Annotated in this window: 14 protein-coding genes; 4 read left to right on the forward strand and 10 right to left on the reverse strand. The window is 35.3% G+C overall.

What is annotated here, in order from left to right:
• Positions 1-43: 43 nt before the first annotated feature.
• Together EA412_10195 and EA412_10200 are read right to left on the reverse strand one after the other, a co-directional pair.
• Entirely contained in the window at positions 44-1072 is a 1029-nt protein-coding gene (locus EA412_10195; protein TVR77749.1) for a radical SAM protein, read from the reverse strand.
• Positions 1062-1760 carry a leucyl/phenylalanyl-tRNA--protein transferase gene (locus EA412_10200; protein ID TVR77719.1) on the reverse strand — a complete coding sequence of 233 codons (699 nt, stop codon included), beginning with the start codon at positions 1758-1760 and terminating at the stop codon, positions 1062-1064. The genes EA412_10195 and EA412_10200 overlap by 11 nt, the downstream gene beginning before the upstream one ends.
• Positions 1761-1972: 212 nt before the next feature.
• Between EA412_10200 and rfaD the strand changes: the two genes are divergently transcribed.
• Positions 1973-2938 (forward strand): ADP-glyceromanno-heptose 6-epimerase, encoded by a 966-nt coding sequence (gene rfaD / locus EA412_10205; protein TVR77720.1) that lies wholly within the window; start codon positions 1973-1975, stop codon positions 2936-2938.
• A gap of 87 nt (positions 2939-3025) precedes the next feature.
• Entirely contained in the window at positions 3026-3250 is a 225-nt protein-coding gene (locus EA412_10210; protein TVR77721.1) for a hypothetical protein, read from the forward strand.
• A gap of 25 nt (positions 3251-3275) precedes the next feature.
• Here the strand turns inward: EA412_10210 and bshC are convergent, their stop codons facing one another.
• From bshC to EA412_10245, 7 genes are all read right to left on the reverse strand, one after another.
• Positions 3276-4886, reverse strand: coding sequence for a bacillithiol biosynthesis cysteine-adding enzyme BshC (gene bshC, locus EA412_10215; GenBank protein ID TVR77722.1), 1611 nt, complete (start codon positions 4884-4886; stop codon positions 3276-3278).
• Between the two features lie 90 nt (positions 4887-4976).
• Complete coding sequence (rimO, locus tag EA412_10220) at positions 4977-6296, reverse strand: 30S ribosomal protein S12 methylthiotransferase RimO (protein ID TVR77723.1); 1320 nt, start codon at positions 6294-6296, stop codon at positions 4977-4979.
• Positions 6297-6302: 6 nt separating this feature from the next.
• Complete coding sequence (ftsY, locus tag EA412_10225) at positions 6303-7256, reverse strand: signal recognition particle-docking protein FtsY (GenBank protein TVR77724.1); 954 nt, start codon at positions 7254-7256, stop codon at positions 6303-6305.
• 100 nt (positions 7257-7356) lie between these two features.
• On the reverse strand, positions 7357-7509 hold the full coding sequence (locus tag EA412_10230; protein TVR77725.1) for a DUF4295 domain-containing protein: 153 nt from the start codon (positions 7507-7509) through the stop codon (positions 7357-7359).
• Between the two features lie 2 nt (positions 7510-7511).
• The gene (gene rpmG / locus EA412_10235) at positions 7512-7700 is read right to left on the reverse strand and encodes a 50S ribosomal protein L33 (GenBank protein TVR77726.1); all 189 of its coding nucleotides are present in this window, start codon (positions 7698-7700) and stop codon (positions 7512-7514) included.
• 18 nt (positions 7701-7718) lie between these two features.
• Positions 7719-7961, reverse strand: a complete 243-nt coding sequence (gene rpmB / locus EA412_10240) for a 50S ribosomal protein L28 (GenBank protein ID TVR77727.1) — start codon at positions 7959-7961, stop codon at positions 7719-7721.
• Positions 7962-8033: 72 nt separating this feature from the next.
• Positions 8034-9953 (reverse strand): hypothetical protein, encoded by a 1920-nt coding sequence (locus EA412_10245; protein ID TVR77728.1) that lies wholly within the window; start codon positions 9951-9953, stop codon positions 8034-8036.
• A gap of 181 nt (positions 9954-10134) precedes the next feature.
• Here EA412_10245 and EA412_10250 point away from each other — a divergent pair, with 181 nt between their 5' ends.
• A complete protein-coding gene (locus EA412_10250; GenBank protein TVR77729.1) occupies positions 10135-11325 on the forward strand; it encodes a proline dehydrogenase in 1191 nt (396 codons plus the stop codon).
• Here the strand turns inward: EA412_10250 and EA412_10255 are convergent.
• Positions 11322-13571, reverse strand: a complete 2250-nt coding sequence (locus EA412_10255) for a hypothetical protein (protein ID TVR77730.1) — start codon at positions 13569-13571, stop codon at positions 11322-11324. The two genes, EA412_10250 and EA412_10255, sit on opposite strands and share 4 nt — an antisense overlap.
• A gap of 113 nt (positions 13572-13684) precedes the next feature.
• Here EA412_10255 and mfd point away from each other — a divergent pair, with 113 nt between their 5' ends.
• Positions 13685-17071, forward strand: a complete 3387-nt coding sequence (gene mfd / locus EA412_10260) for a transcription-repair coupling factor (GenBank protein ID TVR77731.1) — start codon at positions 13685-13687, stop codon at positions 17069-17071.
• Positions 17072-17112 lie beyond the last annotated feature (41 nt).

Here is a 17112-nt window from a genome sequence, read left to right on the forward strand (position 1 = left end):
TAACTCAATCTATTGATTTGCATACAGATATGCATTGTTACATTTATGCCTCTGTCCATATCTTTGTGCCTTCGGTGCAGTTTTTACATATATCGATTTCCGATCTACTTTTCCACAATTTCGCCCTGAATTGTTTATAATTTTCATTTTTCCAGATAGTTTGAAAATTATTTTCAGTAATATTTCCCATTGTATGAGATGCATCTTTATCAAAACAACAAGGTATTACTCTTCCATCCCATGTAAAAACACATGCATGCCATAATTTCCAACAATTATTGTCTAATTTATTCTTCAATTGGTAGGTTCCGTCCGGCATTTTTCTATAGCGTGAATATTTTTCGTTAGCAGGTATCAAAGGATGCCCATTCTGATAGTTATATATCTGAGCTGTTTTAAATTTCACTTCATCTACACCGTTTTCTTTTCCTAATTTTTTTACTTCCTCTATCTGATGTTCGTTAGGTCCTACTACTAAAAACTGAAAGATCACATAGGGTTTCTTGCTTTTTAATTTTTTCTTCCAGTAAATTAGATTGCGGGTACCTTGCAGTACCTTATCCAACTTTCCGCCAATTCTGTAGGATGAGTAAGTATCCTGAGAGGTTCCATCAATAGAAATAATCAATCTGTCCAATCCGGATTCAACCGTTTTTTTAGCATTTTCTGCATTTAAAAAATGTGCGTTAGTAGATGTTGCTGTATAGATACCGGCTTTATCTGCCTGTTTGACCATGTCCAGAAATGCCGGATTCAAATAGGGTTCCCCTTGAAAATAAAAGGTAAGATACCATGCATGGGATTTACTTTCTTCAATAATTTTATCAAAAACATCCCGCTGAAGCATACCGGTTGGTCTGGTAAATGCACGTAAGCCACTTGGACATTCCGGGCATCTTAAGTTGCAGGAGGTAGTCGGTTCAATTGCAATACTAAAAGGTAAACCGGACATTAAAGGTTTTCTTAGCAGTTTTGAAATATGGTATGATATATAAATTTTAAGTACGTTACTTATTTTCTTAAAACTTGATTTCCTTAAAAAATTTTTGAAATCATTAAACTTAGCTTTCATATTTTGGCATTTTCTTCCACTCATCAAGCATCACTTCTTCTTTTAAAGCATTTTTTAACATCTTTAAGTATTCCTCACGGCTGACGCCCACTGCTCCAAGACTTTTTAAATGGGGACTGTAAAGTTGGCAATCTATATAATCATAACCTAATTTTCTAAGAATTCTTGTCATATAAGCAAAAGCTACTTTTGATGCATCTGTTTGCAGATGAAACATCGACTCGCCTGAGAAAAACTTACCTACTGAAACACCGAATAAACCACCCACTAATTTATTTTCTACATATACTTCTAAGCTGTGAGCACGGCCTATTTCATGTAAGTCTATAAAAACCTTTTTAAATCTGGGAGATAACCATGTTCCATTTTGTGATTTTCGCGGTATATCAGCACAGTGAAAAAGCACTTTATCAAAATGCCGGTTTACAGACATCTGAAACTTATTCTTGTTCAAAGTACGTTTTAAGCTTTTTGAAAAAGGTTCTGTTTCTGTTGTTAAATCAAAAACCATTCTTACAGGCGGACAATACCAATAAAAAGCACTGTCAATTTCAAACCAGGGGAAAAAGCCTGCTGAATATCCCTTAAGCATCAAATCTATATCGAGATTTGGAGAAATACCCGCCAGGCCCTCTTCATCTGTATTAAAAGGATTAGGAAATGGTTTGTTGTTTAATATTAACTGCATGTATCGACTTTAATAATGCTATTTATAAACTACCATAAAGGTATCATTAGTTTCAAAATAGAGCTATTTAATCTAAATTTAATGATAAATATTTAAATATCATATAAAATTTCTATTCTCAATTGAGTCAGGATTATTTTTTTAGGTAATAAAATACACCCGGCAGTGAAGCAGTGTTATATTCTTCTTATTTTTGAGACTAAACGAATAAAATGATATTAATTACAGGAGCAGCCGGATTTATAGGTAGTTACCTGAGTGGGTTTTTGAATCGGCAGGGACATAAAGACATAATATTATGTGATGATTTCAAAGTAATCGGCAAAAAGTCAAATTGGCAACATAAATCTTATTTAGAGTTGGTTCAACGCGACTTACTATTTGAATACATTCAAAAAAATCATGCTGATATAGATGTTATATATCACCTGGGCGCCCGTACAGATACGGCAGAAAAAAATAAAGAAGTTTTTGATAAACTGAATTTAAATTTTTCAAAAAAGCTATGGGATTTATGTGTTAAACATCAAATTCCTCTGATATATGCTTCCTCTGCTGCCACATATGGAAATGGAGAATATAGTTATTCAGATGAGCATTCATTGATACCGAAATTAAAACCTCTCAATCCATACGGAGAAAGCAAACAGGATTTTGACAATTGGGTTTTGAGCCAAAAGAACTTGCCTCCCTTTTGGGCAGGTTTAAAATTTTTCAATGTTTACGGCCCAAATGAATATCATAAAGGTCGTATGGCATCAGTCATTTTTCATGCTTTTCATCAAATTCAACAAGAGGGGAAATTAAAACTTTTCCGCTCACATAAAGATAATTTTGCAGACGGAGAACAAAAAAGAGACTTTATCTATGTAAAAGATATAGCAGAAATATGTTACTTCCTCTATAAAAACCGGCTGCAAAGTGGTATATACAACGCAGGAAGCGGAAAAGCAAGAAGCTTTTTAGATCTGGCCAATGCTGTTTTTTCATCGATGAATATCAAAGCTAATATTGAATTTATTGATATTCCGGCCGATATAAGAGACACTTACCAATATTTTACTGAAGCTGATATGTCAAAGCTTTTAAAAAACAATTACCCAAAATCATTCACTTCTCTGGAAGATGGGGTACATGAATATGTGAATGCATATCTTATAAATAAAACGACTTTTTAAAAAAGAGTTCTGTTTATTAAAGTTGAAGATAGAAAATACAATTCCAGGCAAAACATACGTTAAAAGTTTTAATAAAACATATTTTGAATGTCAATCCGGTTTAAAAATTTCTTATCAATAATTTTGCTCAGTATATTTTTGATTTTTAGTACTTCATGCAGCAAAAAAAACTGCATTGAAAATCCGAAAGATGATTGTCTTTGTCCGATGATATATGATCCGGTTTGCGGTTGCAATCAAAAAACATACGGAAACAGTTGTGAGGCAGGTTGTGCCGGTATAACGGACTTTACTAAAGGTGAATGTGATTAAAAATCAGTTATATTGGACAGGCAACTTATTCTTCACACTCACGAATTATCTTAAACTTTTTAGTGATTGGTTCAATATTTTCATAAATCACCTGCCAGGCATCTGAACCATGTTGCAGATAAAGTGAAAGGAATGCTTCTTTACGCTCCATTAATGAACCTGAGGGGAAAAGTTTTTCCTTAATATTTTCAACTTGATTGACCAATGTTTCATTGTGTCTCTTTTCTGCACGAATAATTTTGCTTTCCAGATTCTTAAAACTATTAATTGATTTAGTTTTTTCAGATTCAACCGATTTTTCCAGATTTTTATCAATTTGCAAGGCTTTTTTCAAAACTTCATTATAAAGTTGGCTCAACCCTTCAATTTCAGTGTTTAAATTAAGTTCATTGGCAGATTTTTCCAAAATTTTACTTTTGACAATTTTATCTGTAGAGCGAAATAAATCTAAATCATCTATTTTCAGTTTATGCAATTTATTATTTCTGTATTTATCTATCCATAATAAACTAGCTCGGGGCATTAATACAGGGAAGCCGGCATTTGCAGCGTCAAATATTTCTTTCAATTCAAGCCAATAAGCTATTTCAGAGGGGCCGCCTATAAAAACGGCATCCGGTAAAACTGTTGACTGGTATAATGGTCTTAGAAAAACATTGGGGCTGAATTTTTCCGGAAATTCTCTGAGAACTTCCAGCCATTCTTCTTCATTTTTTTCAATTTTATCATCTACAGCCTCTATTATTGAAGATGTCTTGCCTTCTCTGCTAAGTCTTTGACGTTTACCATTTTCAAAATAAAAAAGGTTAATATCTCTGGGTTTTGCCTGAATTTTATGGTTTGCCGGCCAGTTTTTCAGACTTTTTAAAACACATTTCTGTGAAAAAGAATCCTTAATTTCCTTTTCCCAAATTGGTACCATTAAGGATTTTAAACTTTTATTATCCGGCCTCAAAATAACCAAGCCTAAATGAGCAAAAAAATGATGTATCCATTTGAAAGTAAACTTTCCAAATGTCTTACTTTCAGCATGAGTTTTGTCAAAAATTCCCAGAACTTTTTCAGCCTCAGGGCTTCCTTCAATTATGCCTGAAAGTTGATTTCTTAATTCCTCAAAACCCTTTAATGAAAGTCGACCGACAGGTCCTTCGGCTTCGCGCTCCCATTTTACACGCTTACCATATAGATCTACTCCCGAAATTTCTTCAAAATCGTGGTCTTCACTACCCATTACATAAACCGGAACATAAGTGTAGCCGAATGATTTTTCATTTAATGTGTCGGCTAATTTCACCGCATGAATTATTTTCAATGCTACATACAAGGGTCCTCCTAAAACTACCGGCTGGTGAGCAGCAGTAATTGTTAAGGTTTTCTCACTCTTAAGTTTTTCAAGGTTTTGCTGTAGTTTTTCCGGACAATTTACAGACTTATATTGGGCGTTTAGAACTTCATTCAATATCTTTCGGGAGATATATTTTGAAAGTGTATTCTCAGATGCCTGCCGAATACCATCAAAATCCGCATTAAACGAAGTAAACTTTTTCCAGATTTCTTCTTTAGCCAGATAGCTGATCAGGGTATTTGAGAAGGAATTTGTATCACTAAAGTTTATGTCGGACGGTTTGAATTTCATGGTTTATAGAGTTTATTGTTGCGGCAACAGATAAAAAAATAAATAGTTGCAACTATCACCAATATTAATAAATTCACTGAAATCAGAAATTTATTTTGTCAGGGGCACAGCGTACAAGTCAAATTCACCTGCATTAGTAATTTCAACGTCTACAAAAGAACCCGGAGACAAATACTCGTTTTCTGCAGTAATTAAAACTTCATTATCCACTTCCGGAGAATCTATTGCTGTTCGTCCTACAAAATAACCGGACTCTTTTTTATCAATTAAGACTTTTACGACTTTGCCAATAAAGTCAGTGTTCTTTTTAAAAGAAATCTCCTGTTGAATTTCCATTAAATCTGCACAACGCTGCTGTTTTACTTCATGAGGGACATCGTCTTTAAGATGATCTCCTGCAAATGTATTTTCCTCATGAGAATAAGCGAACACCCCTAATCTGTCAAATTTCTGTTCTTTCACAAAATCTTTCAACTCTTCAAAATCAGCTTCTGTTTCACCGGGAAATCCAACCAGCATAGTTGTTCTGATAGCTATGCCCGGCACTTTTTCTCTGGCTGTTCTTAATAGAGCTTCAATTTCCTCTTTGGTAATCTGCCTTTTCATGTTATTTAAAACATTATTTGAAATATGTTGCAAAGGCATATCGAGGTAATTACAAACTTTTGGGCTTTCATTCATCGCGTCAAAAATTTCTACCGGAAATTTTGAGGGATAAGCATAATGTAACTTAATCCATTCTATACCTTCTACTTCAGATAAAGCTAAGAGCAATTCATTAAGCGCTCTTTTCTTATATATATCAAGTCCGTAATAGGTTAATTCCTGAGCAATCAACATCAACTCCACGACTCCTTTAGCTGCAAGCTTTTTAGCTTCGTTTACCAATTCTTCAATAGGTTTGGAAATATGTTTTCCTCTCATTAAAGGTATGGCACAAAATGCGCAAGTCCGGTTACAGCCCTCTGAAATCTTCAGGTAGGCATAATGTGCCGGTGAGGTAAGTAGTCTTTCGCCAACCAATTCGTGCTTGTAGTCGGCTTTAAATTGCTTTAGCAGCCGAGGTAATTCTCTAGTGCCGAAATAAGCGTCAACTTCCGGAATTTCTTTTTCAAGGTCGCTTTTATATCTTTGAGATAAACAGCCCGTTACGTAAACTTTATCTACCAGACCTTTCACTTTTGCATCGGCATATTGGAGTATAGTACTTACAGACTCTTCTTTTGCATTATCAATAAAACCACAAGTGTTTATGATTACAATTCGTCTTTCATTTTCATTATCTTCATGAGCCACATCAACGTCAGCAGCTTTTAGCTGTGCCATTAAGACTTCGGAATCAACAAGATTTTTAGAACAACCTAAAGTAATTACATTTACTTTATTTCGTCCTTTGGGTTTCGTCTTCAATATAAATTAATTTTTAAACAGAGAATCAACAAAAGCTTCGGGGTTAAATACCTGCAGGTCTTCTACCTTTTCTCCTACTCCTATAAATTTAACCGGAATTTTAAACTGATCGGCAATACCAATTACAACTCCGCCTTTAGCAGTTCCGTCCAGTTTAGTTAACGCAATTGCAGTTACCTTAGTTGCTTTAGTAAATTGCTTAGCCTGTTCAATTGCATTTTGCCCTGTTGAAGCATCCAGTACAAGCATCACTTCATGCGGACCATCGGGTATAATTTTTTCAACCACCCTTCTTATTTTGGTCAGCTCATTCATGAGATTTACCTTGTTATGAAGTCGACCGGCAGTATCAATAATCGCCACATCAAAATCTTCTTTTTGTGCTCTTTCAGCCGTTTCATAGGCTACTGCTGCCGGGTCGGCTCCCATAGTTTTCATTACAATCGGGACATCCACTCTCTTAGACCAAACCTCTAATTGCTCAATAGCCGCAGCTCTAAAAGTATCAGCGGCTCCCAGTAAAACTTTTTTACCGTTATTTTTAAATTGGTTAGACAATTTTCCGATGGTCGTTGTTTTTCCAACACCATTAACTCCAACTACAAGTATTACGTAGGGCTTGGGGGCGCCGGCAGGAAAATAGTCAGCTGAAATAGGCTGATGATTTTCGGTAAGCAGCTTGGTAACTTCTTCCTTTAAAATGATGTTGAGTTCATCCACACCCAAATATTTATCTTTGGCAACCCGTGCTTCAATTCTATCTATAATTTTGATGGTTGTATCTATGCCTACATCTGAGGCAATCAATATTTCTTCCAAATTATCCAGTACATCTTCATCTACTTTAGACTTACCGGCAACTGCTTTAGTAAGTTTGGAAAAAAAACTGCTTTTTGTCTTTTCTAAACCCTTATCGAGCTTTTCCTTTTTTTCTTTTGAGAAAAAGTCAAATAATCCCATAATAATACATTTATTAACTTAATGATTGAGGAAAACAAAAAAAGCTTCTCTTGAAAAAAGAGAAGCTCCATAGTTTATTTACCTATCCAAAAAAGGGTATTTAAGATAAAGATTCTTTAACATTATCCTTATGAACAATCTTGGATTTGAAAGAATATGAGCCGGATTTACTCTTAACGGCACGTATTACTTTAACCATATCTTTACTTCCCGCAACACGGTCAGTTCTAGCGTTTTTACTTACTTTAGCCATAATTATTTAATTTCTTTGTGAATAGTATACTTCTTTAAAACCGGATTATACTTTTTAAGTTCCAATCTTTCCGGATGATTTTTCTTGTTCTTTGTTGATATATAGCGAGAAGTTCCCGACATACCTGAATCTTTATGCTCTGTGCACTCAAGTATAATTTGTTGCCTTCCACCTTTTGATTTCTTTGCCATGGCCTGTTGATTTAATTGTTACTTTATAGAAATTTTACCTTCTTTCTCGAGTTTTTTAAGATAGTTATAGATGCCATACTTATCAATCGTACGCATAGTCTTAGTACAAATCTTAAGGGTTATATACTCATCTAATTCCGGAATGAAATACGTCTTTTTTTGAAGGTTCGGATAAAACCTTCTTTTAGACTTCACATTGGAATGCGAAACCTTATGCCCAACCAAGGGTCTTTTACCGGATAAATCACATATTCTTGACATCTTAATACTTTTTTTTCAATAAGGACTGCAAAGTTCGATAAAAATATTTATTCAAACAAGCTTTTTTAGATTTTATTCTAAGCCTTTTGTGATTTCAAATTCGGTTCTTCTATTAAGCTGATGTTCGGCCTCAGAACAAGGCACACCTTCTGCACAATCATTCACCAATTTTCTTTCTCCAAAACCCCGGAAGGTCAGCCTTTCTCTATCGATACCCTTTTTAATCAGATAATCCACCGCTGATCGTGCTCTGTTATTTGATAATACCATGTTATAGGCGTCAGTACCCCGGCTGTCGGTGTGAGATTGCAACTCAATATGAATTTCAGGGTATTCCTTTAAAATCTCAACAAGTTTATCTAATACCAAAGCTGCATCCGGTCGGATATTATATCTGTCAAAATCATAGTAAATGTTTCTCAGCTGAAAAACTTCGCCGGCTATCAATCGACCCATACTTATAACTTTCTGTAAGTTTGTTGAAGTATCAATATCTACAGTAGAAATCGTTAGCTCATCATCAGCTGTATAGCCACTTTTACGGGTTGTAATTTCATATTCTTTATCCGCTTTAAGCCTGAATGAAACTATACCTTCTTCGCCTGTTAATTTTTCAACTATATCACCGGTTTCTTTATTAATAAGATTCACCAGGACAGAATCTATCGGCAATTCAGTTAAACGGTTTAAAACTAAAATTTCAATATAAATTTCTATTAGTTTATTGAAGCGATAAATGTCATCGTCTCCTTTTCCACCCTGCCTGTTTGAAGAAAAATATCCCCACTTTTTGTCTTCGCTTTTTATAATTCCAAAGTCATCACCGGAAGAATTTATCGGTGGTCCCAGATTTGTCACCTCCCAACTTCCATCACCATTTGGAACTGCTCTGTATATATCCAGTCCGCCCAAACCTACTCTACCATCTGATGCAAAATACAATGTTCCGTCAGGATGAATAAAAGGAAATACCTCATCGCCTTCTGTATTTAAACTTTCACCCAAATTTTCAGGCTCTCCCCATTCTCCATCTTCATTTTTATGAACCACGTATAAATCTCCCCCTCCAAAACCACCCGGCATGTCAGATGAAAAATACATAGTTTTACCGTCTTCTGTTAAAGTAGGATGCGCTGTTGAATATTCCACATCACCAAAAACAGGCCCCTGCACTTCCCACTTTCCATCTTTCAGGATAGCGTGAAAAACTTCGAGTTTCATAATTCCTTCCTGACTGACTCTGGTACGTCTGCCCTGATAAAAATTACGAGTGAAATACATTTCAGTATAATCTTTTGTAAATGTTAAAGGCCCTTCATGATAGCGCTGATTCACTTCACCTGTCAATAATTCCGGTTCTGAATACCCTCCCTCTCTAAGTCTTCTTGTTAAATATAAATCTAAAAAAGCCTGATCAGTCCAGCTATCAGCTCTTCTCTTTGAAGGAGTCGGTGCTCTTGATGACGGAAAAACCAGACCATTTTCTTGATAAAATGCCGGACTAAACTCGGCAGATTCTGTATTTATACCAATATTTTCAACCTCGAAACCTATGGAATCACTAATTAAATCTAAAATCTCTCCCATACCATCGTAGAGTCGCTGCCCCCTTGTGTCTTCGGGATTTAAATCTGCGTATCTACCGTAATAAATCCGTGCCTTTTCATAATTCTGATTAGAGCGCAAGGCCTGTGCATAATGAAAGTAATAAATGGGTTCAATATTTTCAAACTGAATAGCCTTTGCATACCATTTCTCTGCATTTTCAGGATCGTTAGTTAAACGGTAGCTATCTCCTAAACGCTTTACAGCGCGCTCATTTGAGGGATCGTTTTCTAACACAGTCTGATAACGCTCTATAGCACTGCTAAACCTAAACTTTTCAAAATCCCTGTCAGCCCTTCGCATTACCCTGTTTTGAGAAAAACTTTCGAGTACCGGGACTGTAATTAAAATTAATAGTAAAATCTTAATAAAAATCAACTTAGACATATAAATTCTATTTTGGGTATAAAAACCATTTTGACAAAATTATAACAAAAAAGACTAATTTAAGCCCCTATTACATTTTTTTGAATAACTTCCTTATACGTAACAAATTTACAGCGGTTACTTAGGGAAACATAAAACTGATACGTAATTTCTTTGTTACCTTTGTGAATCAAGTAATAGCATGAATAAAAACACAAATAATCATCCCCAATTTGACCCTGATAATCTGGAGGGTGCTTTCGGACATTTATCAAACAAAGATATAAAAACAAGAGACAGAATCTTTAGTCTTTTTAACAGTAAATTTTTAGTAAAATTTGGAACTTCAGCAGTCTATAAAGCTTCCAGGCTAGGGCTTCCCGTATCATTCTTTGTACCTAAAAAACTGTATCGTTTGTTTGTTGGAGGTGAAAATTTAAAGCAATGTGCCCCTTTGGTAATTAGGCTGCAAAAAGATAAAGTATTTACTATTTTGGATTATGCAGTTGAAGCAAAATCAGGTGAAAGAGAATATGATAAAACTTTAAATGAGAATTTAGATGCCCTGGCCTTCGGGAAAAAATACCCGGGACTTAAAGTAATTAGTGCTAAAATAAGTGGTCTTGCAGAGAATGCTCTTTTAGAATCTATTCAAAAAGGTGAAGATCTTACTGAAAATCAAAAAGATAAACTCAAAAAAGTAAGACAAAGACTGGATAAGCTGGCTCTATCCGCCTCCGAAAACAATACCGGCATTTTTTTTGATGCAGAAGAAAGCTGGGTTCAGAATCCAATGGATATGCTGGTTGATGAGTTGATGGAAAAGTATAATAAAGAGAAAGTTGTGGTATTCAATACTTATCAACTATACCGAAAGGACAGACTTGATTTTTTGAAAAAATCATTTCAAAATGCGAAGGAAAAAAACTTTCTGCTGGGAGCTAAAATTGTCCGTGGAGCCTATATAGAGAAAGAAAATGAACGCGCTATAAAAATGGGCTATCCATCACCTATTCATCAAAGCAAGTCTGATACAGATAATGACTACGATGCTGCAATAGACTTTTGTCTCCAAAACTTAAAAGATATTTCCGTTTGTGTAGCAACTCACAATGAAAATAGCTGTAAACTGGCATTAGACTTAGCTCAAAAATATAATATTGACCTTAATCATCCTCATTTGTTCTTCTCACAGCTCTTTGGTATGGGAGATCATCTAACTTACAATTTGGCAAATGCCGGCTGTAATGCAACTAAATACATACCCTACGGGCCCATAAAAGAGGCTATTCCTTATTTAATGAGACGAATACAGGAAAATTCTTCTGTAGAAGGTCAAATGGGACGTGAATTAGGATTATTAAAAAAGGAAATTAAACGAAGAAATATTTAACTTTTATCTTTAATAAACTTTCTCAACAAAACAGGTACGATAAACAAATCGGCTATAAATGCTATTGCCAATGTGATGCTGATTAAAAGTCCGACTTTAAAAGTGCTGTCATAGTCAGAAGTTGTCAAAACCATAAATCCCATAAATAAAATAATAGTTGTTAATCCAACGGCTTTCCCGGTCACCCTCATCATGTTTTGAACTGCTCTGTGGACAGGCATTCCGCTTGCTAAGTTTAATTTAAACCGACTCAAAAAGTGGATAGTATCATCCACGGCAATTCCAAAAGCAATAGCAAAAATGATGGAAGTTGGAGCATCTAATACCACACCTGCAAATCCCATAAAAGCAGCTGTAAGTATTAAAGGAAAAACATTAGGAATCAATGATATCAATACCATTTTAAAACTTCTGAATAAAAAAGCCATCAACACGCTTACAACCAGAAAAGCTAAACCAAGACCGGAGAGCAAACTTTTTATGAGATATTGATTATTATTATCAAAAAGCACCCCATTACCGGTAAACCTGTATGACAGCAGCTCTATATCAATGTTTTCGTTAAACCAATTGTCAAATTGCTGCATAAGCTCCTTTGCTTTATAAGAACCTACATCCTCCATTTTTCCGCTTAATCGGGCAATATCCCTGTCTTTTGTCTGAACAACTCCCAGCCCTTTAGGAAAATTAGCCGCTAATCGTTTATATCTTTCAAAGGTATTTTCGTCGCCGGGTAAATGAAAAAAACTGTTTCTGTCCCCATTATGGGCTCTGTGCAAGCTTTTATAAATATCTACCGGTGAGATAATCCCCGAAAAGTCCGGATGAGCCCTTAAATAACGGGTAACCTTCTCGATTTCAAGAGCCGTTCTATAATCATCTGTTTTTTTACCCTCTGCCGGTATTAAAGCCAGTTCAAGCGGTCGAAAACCTCCCAATTTTTCTTCATAAAACTCAAAATCATCTGTAATACGCTCATTAGCCGGTAAATCGCTTTTTAATCTCGCATCCGTAGATATAGTACTTATACCGTAAAAGCCAATAAGCAATAATATTAAACCTACTCCCAGTATTTTCTTTTCATGACTTATGGATATTCCATTCACTCTGAGTGCTAAAGCTTCCAGTCTGCGAATCAATCGCCACCTGCTTTTCATTTTTTTGTCATTTAACAGCAGCAGACAGGATGTTGAAAAAGTTATAGTAACCAAAAAAGCTATAAAAACACCCAATGCCGCCAATAAACCAAAATTACGAATGGGTTCAATCTGGGAAGATTGAAGAGATAAAAAACCTATAGATGTGGTAATACTGGTCAGCAATAATGCAGTTCCAATTTCTTTTAAAATCCTTTTTACAATTACTTTTCTGTCATCACCTTTATAAACTCCGTCGGTGTATGCAGAAAGTATGTGCACCATATCAGACATTCCTACAATAAGCATGATTATTGGGAAAAGGGTGCTCATAAAATCCAACGGAACTCTGAAAAACCCAAGAATTCCCATAAAAATCACTAATGCAATAATTACTGAGGTGAATGCTATAATTGTTAGTCGAATACTTCGGAAAATCAAGTAGAGTGCCAGCAAAACAATAACTGCAGAAATCAAAATATACTTTTGCATCTCTTCCAGTTGTTTTCTCACAAAAACAGTTTGAATATTAGCTCTGCCGGCTACGTGCCATTTTAGATGAGGGGCTTTTTTTTCTAATAAAGCAAACAAGCTGTCGTTCAGGTTTTCTGCTTGCTCCTGGGTTAAAAATTGCTCTGTTTCCAACACAATATTTAAGGTTGTTGCGTCTTCAGAGATTAGTTTTCCGTTAACAATCGGGTCTCCAGCAATTTTTAAACTATCTGATGAATAGCGTTCCGGCCGGTCTATATTTAATGCTGATATAGACGTTAATCCTAAAGGAGTTTGCAGTGGTCGTTGAATCGTATGAAGGCTAATTACACTTAAGACATGCGGTAATGTTTTTAACTCTTCTGTAATTAATTTCGTTTCCTGCAGAAATTCCTGATTATAAAGCCCTTCTTCGCGGTTGAAAGCTACAAAAAGTACATTATCATCCGGTTCAAATTGTTCTCTGAAATCTCTATAAAAAGCATAGTCAGTATCTGTTGACGGAAAAAAGGCTTCGAAATCATAAACAACATTTATCCGTAAAGCATAAAACCCAGCTACGACACTAATCAGTAAATAAATAAAAACAATCCACTTCCGCCCTTTGTATATAAGCATATAAAGTATTCGACTTCTTAATCGATTTTAAGATTTGAGTAAAATAAATTTTTGTAAAACTACATTAGTTAACTATTTCTACGCCTGAATGTTCTTAAATTTGCAAATAGATTTTGGAAAATTTACAAAACATAAAACAGCTGCTCGAAAAGAGTGACCACTGGCAACAAACTGCAAAGCTTTTGACCGGTAGCGACTCGAATGCCTGTTACTTCAAAAATCTGTTTCCCTCAGCATCAGCCTTTTTTACCGGAATTTTTGTTGAAAAGTTAAACAGGGTGCATGTTTTCGTACTTCCGGAAAAGGAAGAAGCAGCTTATTTTTTCAATGATTTAAAAGCGATAGTTGAAAAAGATATTTGTTTTTTTCTGCCGGATTCTTTCAAAAGACCCGGGCAATTCCTGCAGGTAGATAAGGAAAATGTTGTGTTGCGAACAGAAACTATTCATAAGCTTTTAGACAGAAAAGAAAACCAACCACTGTGTCTGGTAACCTATTCAGAAGCATTCTTTGAAAAAACCATACAGCAAAATACCTATTCAAAGTTTAAAATTGAAATTGACAAACACAAAACCTTGGACAGTGATCATTTACTGGAGCAACTGGGTAATTTTGGTTTTGAAATAGTTGATTTTGTTTACGAACCCGGACAGGCCAGCATGCGGGGTGGAATCATCGACATTTTTTCTTATGCAAATGATTACCCCTACCGAATTGAATTATTTGGAGATGAAGTTGAGTCTATAAGAGTTTTTGATCCCGGCACCCAACTTTCTGTAAAATCACTGCAATCCCTTTCAATAGTTCCGGACATTCAAGAAAAAAGTACGGCGCAGGAAAAAATAGCACTGCCTGATATTTTCCCAAATGACACTATAGTCTGGTTAAAAGATTGGGATCTGATTAATGAACGTATAAAAAATGCTTTTGAACGTTTTCATGAAGAGGTATTATCACAGGAGGGCAAGCACAAAGAAGACAAACATCACTTTTTCAGAAATGCTGTTTTTCACAATTTTGAAAATATAGTTTCCCTGATAAGCAAGCTTGAACAATTCAAAATTATAGAGTTTGGAGCTAAGGCACACTTTAATACTTCTCATGAAGTAGACTTTAAAATTGAACCTCAGCCCGGATTTAATAAAAACTTTGACTTACTAATTGAAGATTTAAAAAAAAGAAAGTCGGCCGGCTATGAGATCTATCTTTTCTGTGAAAACAAAAGACAAATTGAGCGATTTTATGCCATATTTGAAGACTTAAAAGCTGATATCATTTTTCATCCTATTCCTTTTGCTATTCACAAGGGCTTCATTCATCATGGCTTAAAAATATGCTGCTATACAGACCATGAAATTTTCCAGCGCTTCCACAAACACAATATAAAACGAGGTTTTGACAAAAACAAAGCCTTATTATTAAAGACCATAAAAGAGTTGCAACCGGGAGATTATGTAACTCATATTGATCATGGTGTGGGTGTTTTTTCCGGCTTACAAAAAATAGATGTTAACGGCAAAATGCAAGAAGCCGTAAGAATAACTTACAAAGACAATGATTTACTTTTTGTAAATATTAACTCCCTGCATAAAATTGCTAAATTCAGCAGCAAGGAAGGGACGAAACCAAAAATAAATAAATTAGGGTCCGATGCCTGGGATAAAGTAAAGCGAAAAGCAAAAAAACGCATTCAGGATATCGCTCAGGAATTAATTAAACTTTACGCAAAAAGAAGAGCTTCAAAAGGATATTCCTTTTCAAAAGACACCTATCTTCAAAATGAACTGGAAGCTAGTTTTATATATGAAGACACCCCTGATCAGGAAAAATCGACAGAGGATATAAAGAAAGATATGGAAGCAAGCTATCCAATGGACCGGTTAATTTGCGGAGATGTCGGATTCGGAAAAACTGAACTGGCTGTCAGAGCTGCTTTTAAAGCTGTAACGGATAGCAAACAGGTTGCTATATTGGTTCCGACAACCATTTTAAGTATGCAGCACTATAAAACATTTAAAGAGCGATTATCGGAATTTCCCTGTAACATCAGTTATTTAAACCGGTTTAGGTCAGCTAAAGAGAAAAGTGAAATTTTAAATAAAGTTAAAGAAGGGCAAGTTGACATATTAATTGGAACGCATGCTATTCTGAGCAAAAAAATTGATTTCAAAGACCTCGGCTTACTTATTATTGATGAAGAGCAAAAGTTTGGTGTAAAAGCTAAGGAAAGACTTCGTCAACTCAAGTTTCAGGTAGACACACTTACCTTAACAGCTACCCCTATTCCGAGAACCTTACAATTTTCTCTGATGGGTGCCAGAGATTTGTCAGTGATTCAGACTCCCCCGCCTAATCGTCAACCGGTAGAAACACAGTTACATGTTTTCAGTGAAGATGTTATTCGGGATGCAATAACTCATGAGGTTTATCGTGGCGGGCAGGTATTTTTTGTACACAATCGGGTAAAAGATATACAAGAAGTTGCTGCAATGCTTAAAAAGCTCTGTCCTGATGTGGATTTTGCCGTTGCACACGGGCAATTAGATGGTGACAAACTGGAAAAAGTGATGCTTGACTTTATGGATCATAAATTTGATGTGCTTGTCTCAACAAATATTGTAGAATCCGGTCTGGATATTCCCAATGCAAATACGATTATAATAAATAATGCACATTGGTTTGGATTAAGTGATTTGCACCAGTTGAGAGGTCGGGTGGGGCGCTCTAACAGAAAAGCATTTTGTTACTTATTTTCTCCTCCGGTTTCGGGATTACCCACAGATTCCAGAAAACGCCTACAGACTATTGAACAATACTCTGAATTAGGCAGTGGCATGAATATTTCCATGAGAGACCTTGACATAAGAGGCGCCGGAAATATACTGGGTGGTGAGCAAAGTGGGTTTATTTCTGAAATTGGTTTTGATATGTATCAAAAAATTCTGGATGAAGCAATAGACGAACTAAAAGAAAAAGAATTCAAAGAGCTATATGCCGAAGAACTGAAAAATAAGAAAGTTTTTGCAAGAGATTGTCAGATTGATACCGATCTTGAAATAATGATACCCGACAGCTATATTCCAAATATCAATGAAAGGCTGAGTATTTATACTCAAATAAATAGCTTGAAAGACCGGGAAGCAATGAATAAAATGATGGAAACACTGGAAGATAGATTCGGACGCTTACCGGAAATGGTTAAAGAAATTTTCAAAGCTGTTGAACTCAGAAGGGAAGCCAAAGAATTAGGTTTTGAAAGATTAAGTATAAAAAACAAAAAGCTAAAAGCCTGGTTTGTTGAAAATCAAGATTCATATTTTTATCAGAGTGAAATTTTTGGAAATATATTGCAATGGGTTCAGCAAAATGCAGCAAATTGTACCTTAAAACAAACTAGTCAACATCTTATACTAAGTTACCAACCTGTTCAAAACATAAATCACTGTTTACAAATACTCAGAAAAATGAAAGATGATGTGTTAACAGAAAAAATCAGTTGATTCTGATTTTTTTGTGAAGTTTGCTGAGGTCTCTATATTTT

Source organism: Chitinophagaceae bacterium, from assembly GCA_007695095.1.
GTDB lineage: Bacteria > Bacteroidota > Bacteroidia > Chitinophagales > REEL01 > REEL01.

Bases quoted from the DNA above. Each gene is read 5' to 3' on its own strand.
- EA412_10195 (TVR77749.1), bottom strand. From the start codon at position 1,072: ATGAAAGCTAAGTTTAATGATTTCAAAAATTTTTTAAGGAAATCAAGT.
- bshC (TVR77722.1), bottom strand. From the start codon at position 4,886: ATGAAATTCAAACCGTCCGACATAAACTTTAGTGATACAAATTCCTTC.
- EA412_10200 (TVR77719.1), bottom strand. From the start codon at position 1,760: ATGCAGTTAATATTAAACAACAAACCATTTCCTAATCCTTTTAATACA.
- rfaD (TVR77720.1), top strand. From the start codon at position 1,973: ATGATATTAATTACAGGAGCAGCCGGATTTATAGGTAGTTACCTGAGT.
- EA412_10255 (TVR77730.1), bottom strand. From the start codon at position 13,571: ATGCTTATATACAAAGGGCGGAAGTGGATTGTTTTTATTTATTTACTG.
- ftsY (TVR77724.1), bottom strand. From the start codon at position 7,256: ATGGGATTATTTGACTTTTTCTCAAAAGAAAAAAAGGAAAAGCTCGAT.
- EA412_10245 (TVR77728.1), bottom strand. From the start codon at position 9,953: ATGTCTAAGTTGATTTTTATTAAGATTTTACTATTAATTTTAATTACA.
- EA412_10250 (TVR77729.1), top strand. From the start codon at position 10,135: ATGAATAAAAACACAAATAATCATCCCCAATTTGACCCTGATAATCTG.
- EA412_10230 (TVR77725.1), bottom strand. From the start codon at position 7,509: ATGGCTAAAGTAAGTAAAAACGCTAGAACTGACCGTGTTGCGGGAAGT.
- rpmB (TVR77727.1), bottom strand. From the start codon at position 7,961: ATGTCAAGAATATGTGATTTATCCGGTAAAAGACCCTTGGTTGGGCAT.
- rpmG (TVR77726.1), bottom strand. From the start codon at position 7,700: ATGGCAAAGAAATCAAAAGGTGGAAGGCAACAAATTATACTTGAGTGC.
- EA412_10210 (TVR77721.1), top strand. From the start codon at position 3,026: ATGTCAATCCGGTTTAAAAATTTCTTATCAATAATTTTGCTCAGTATA.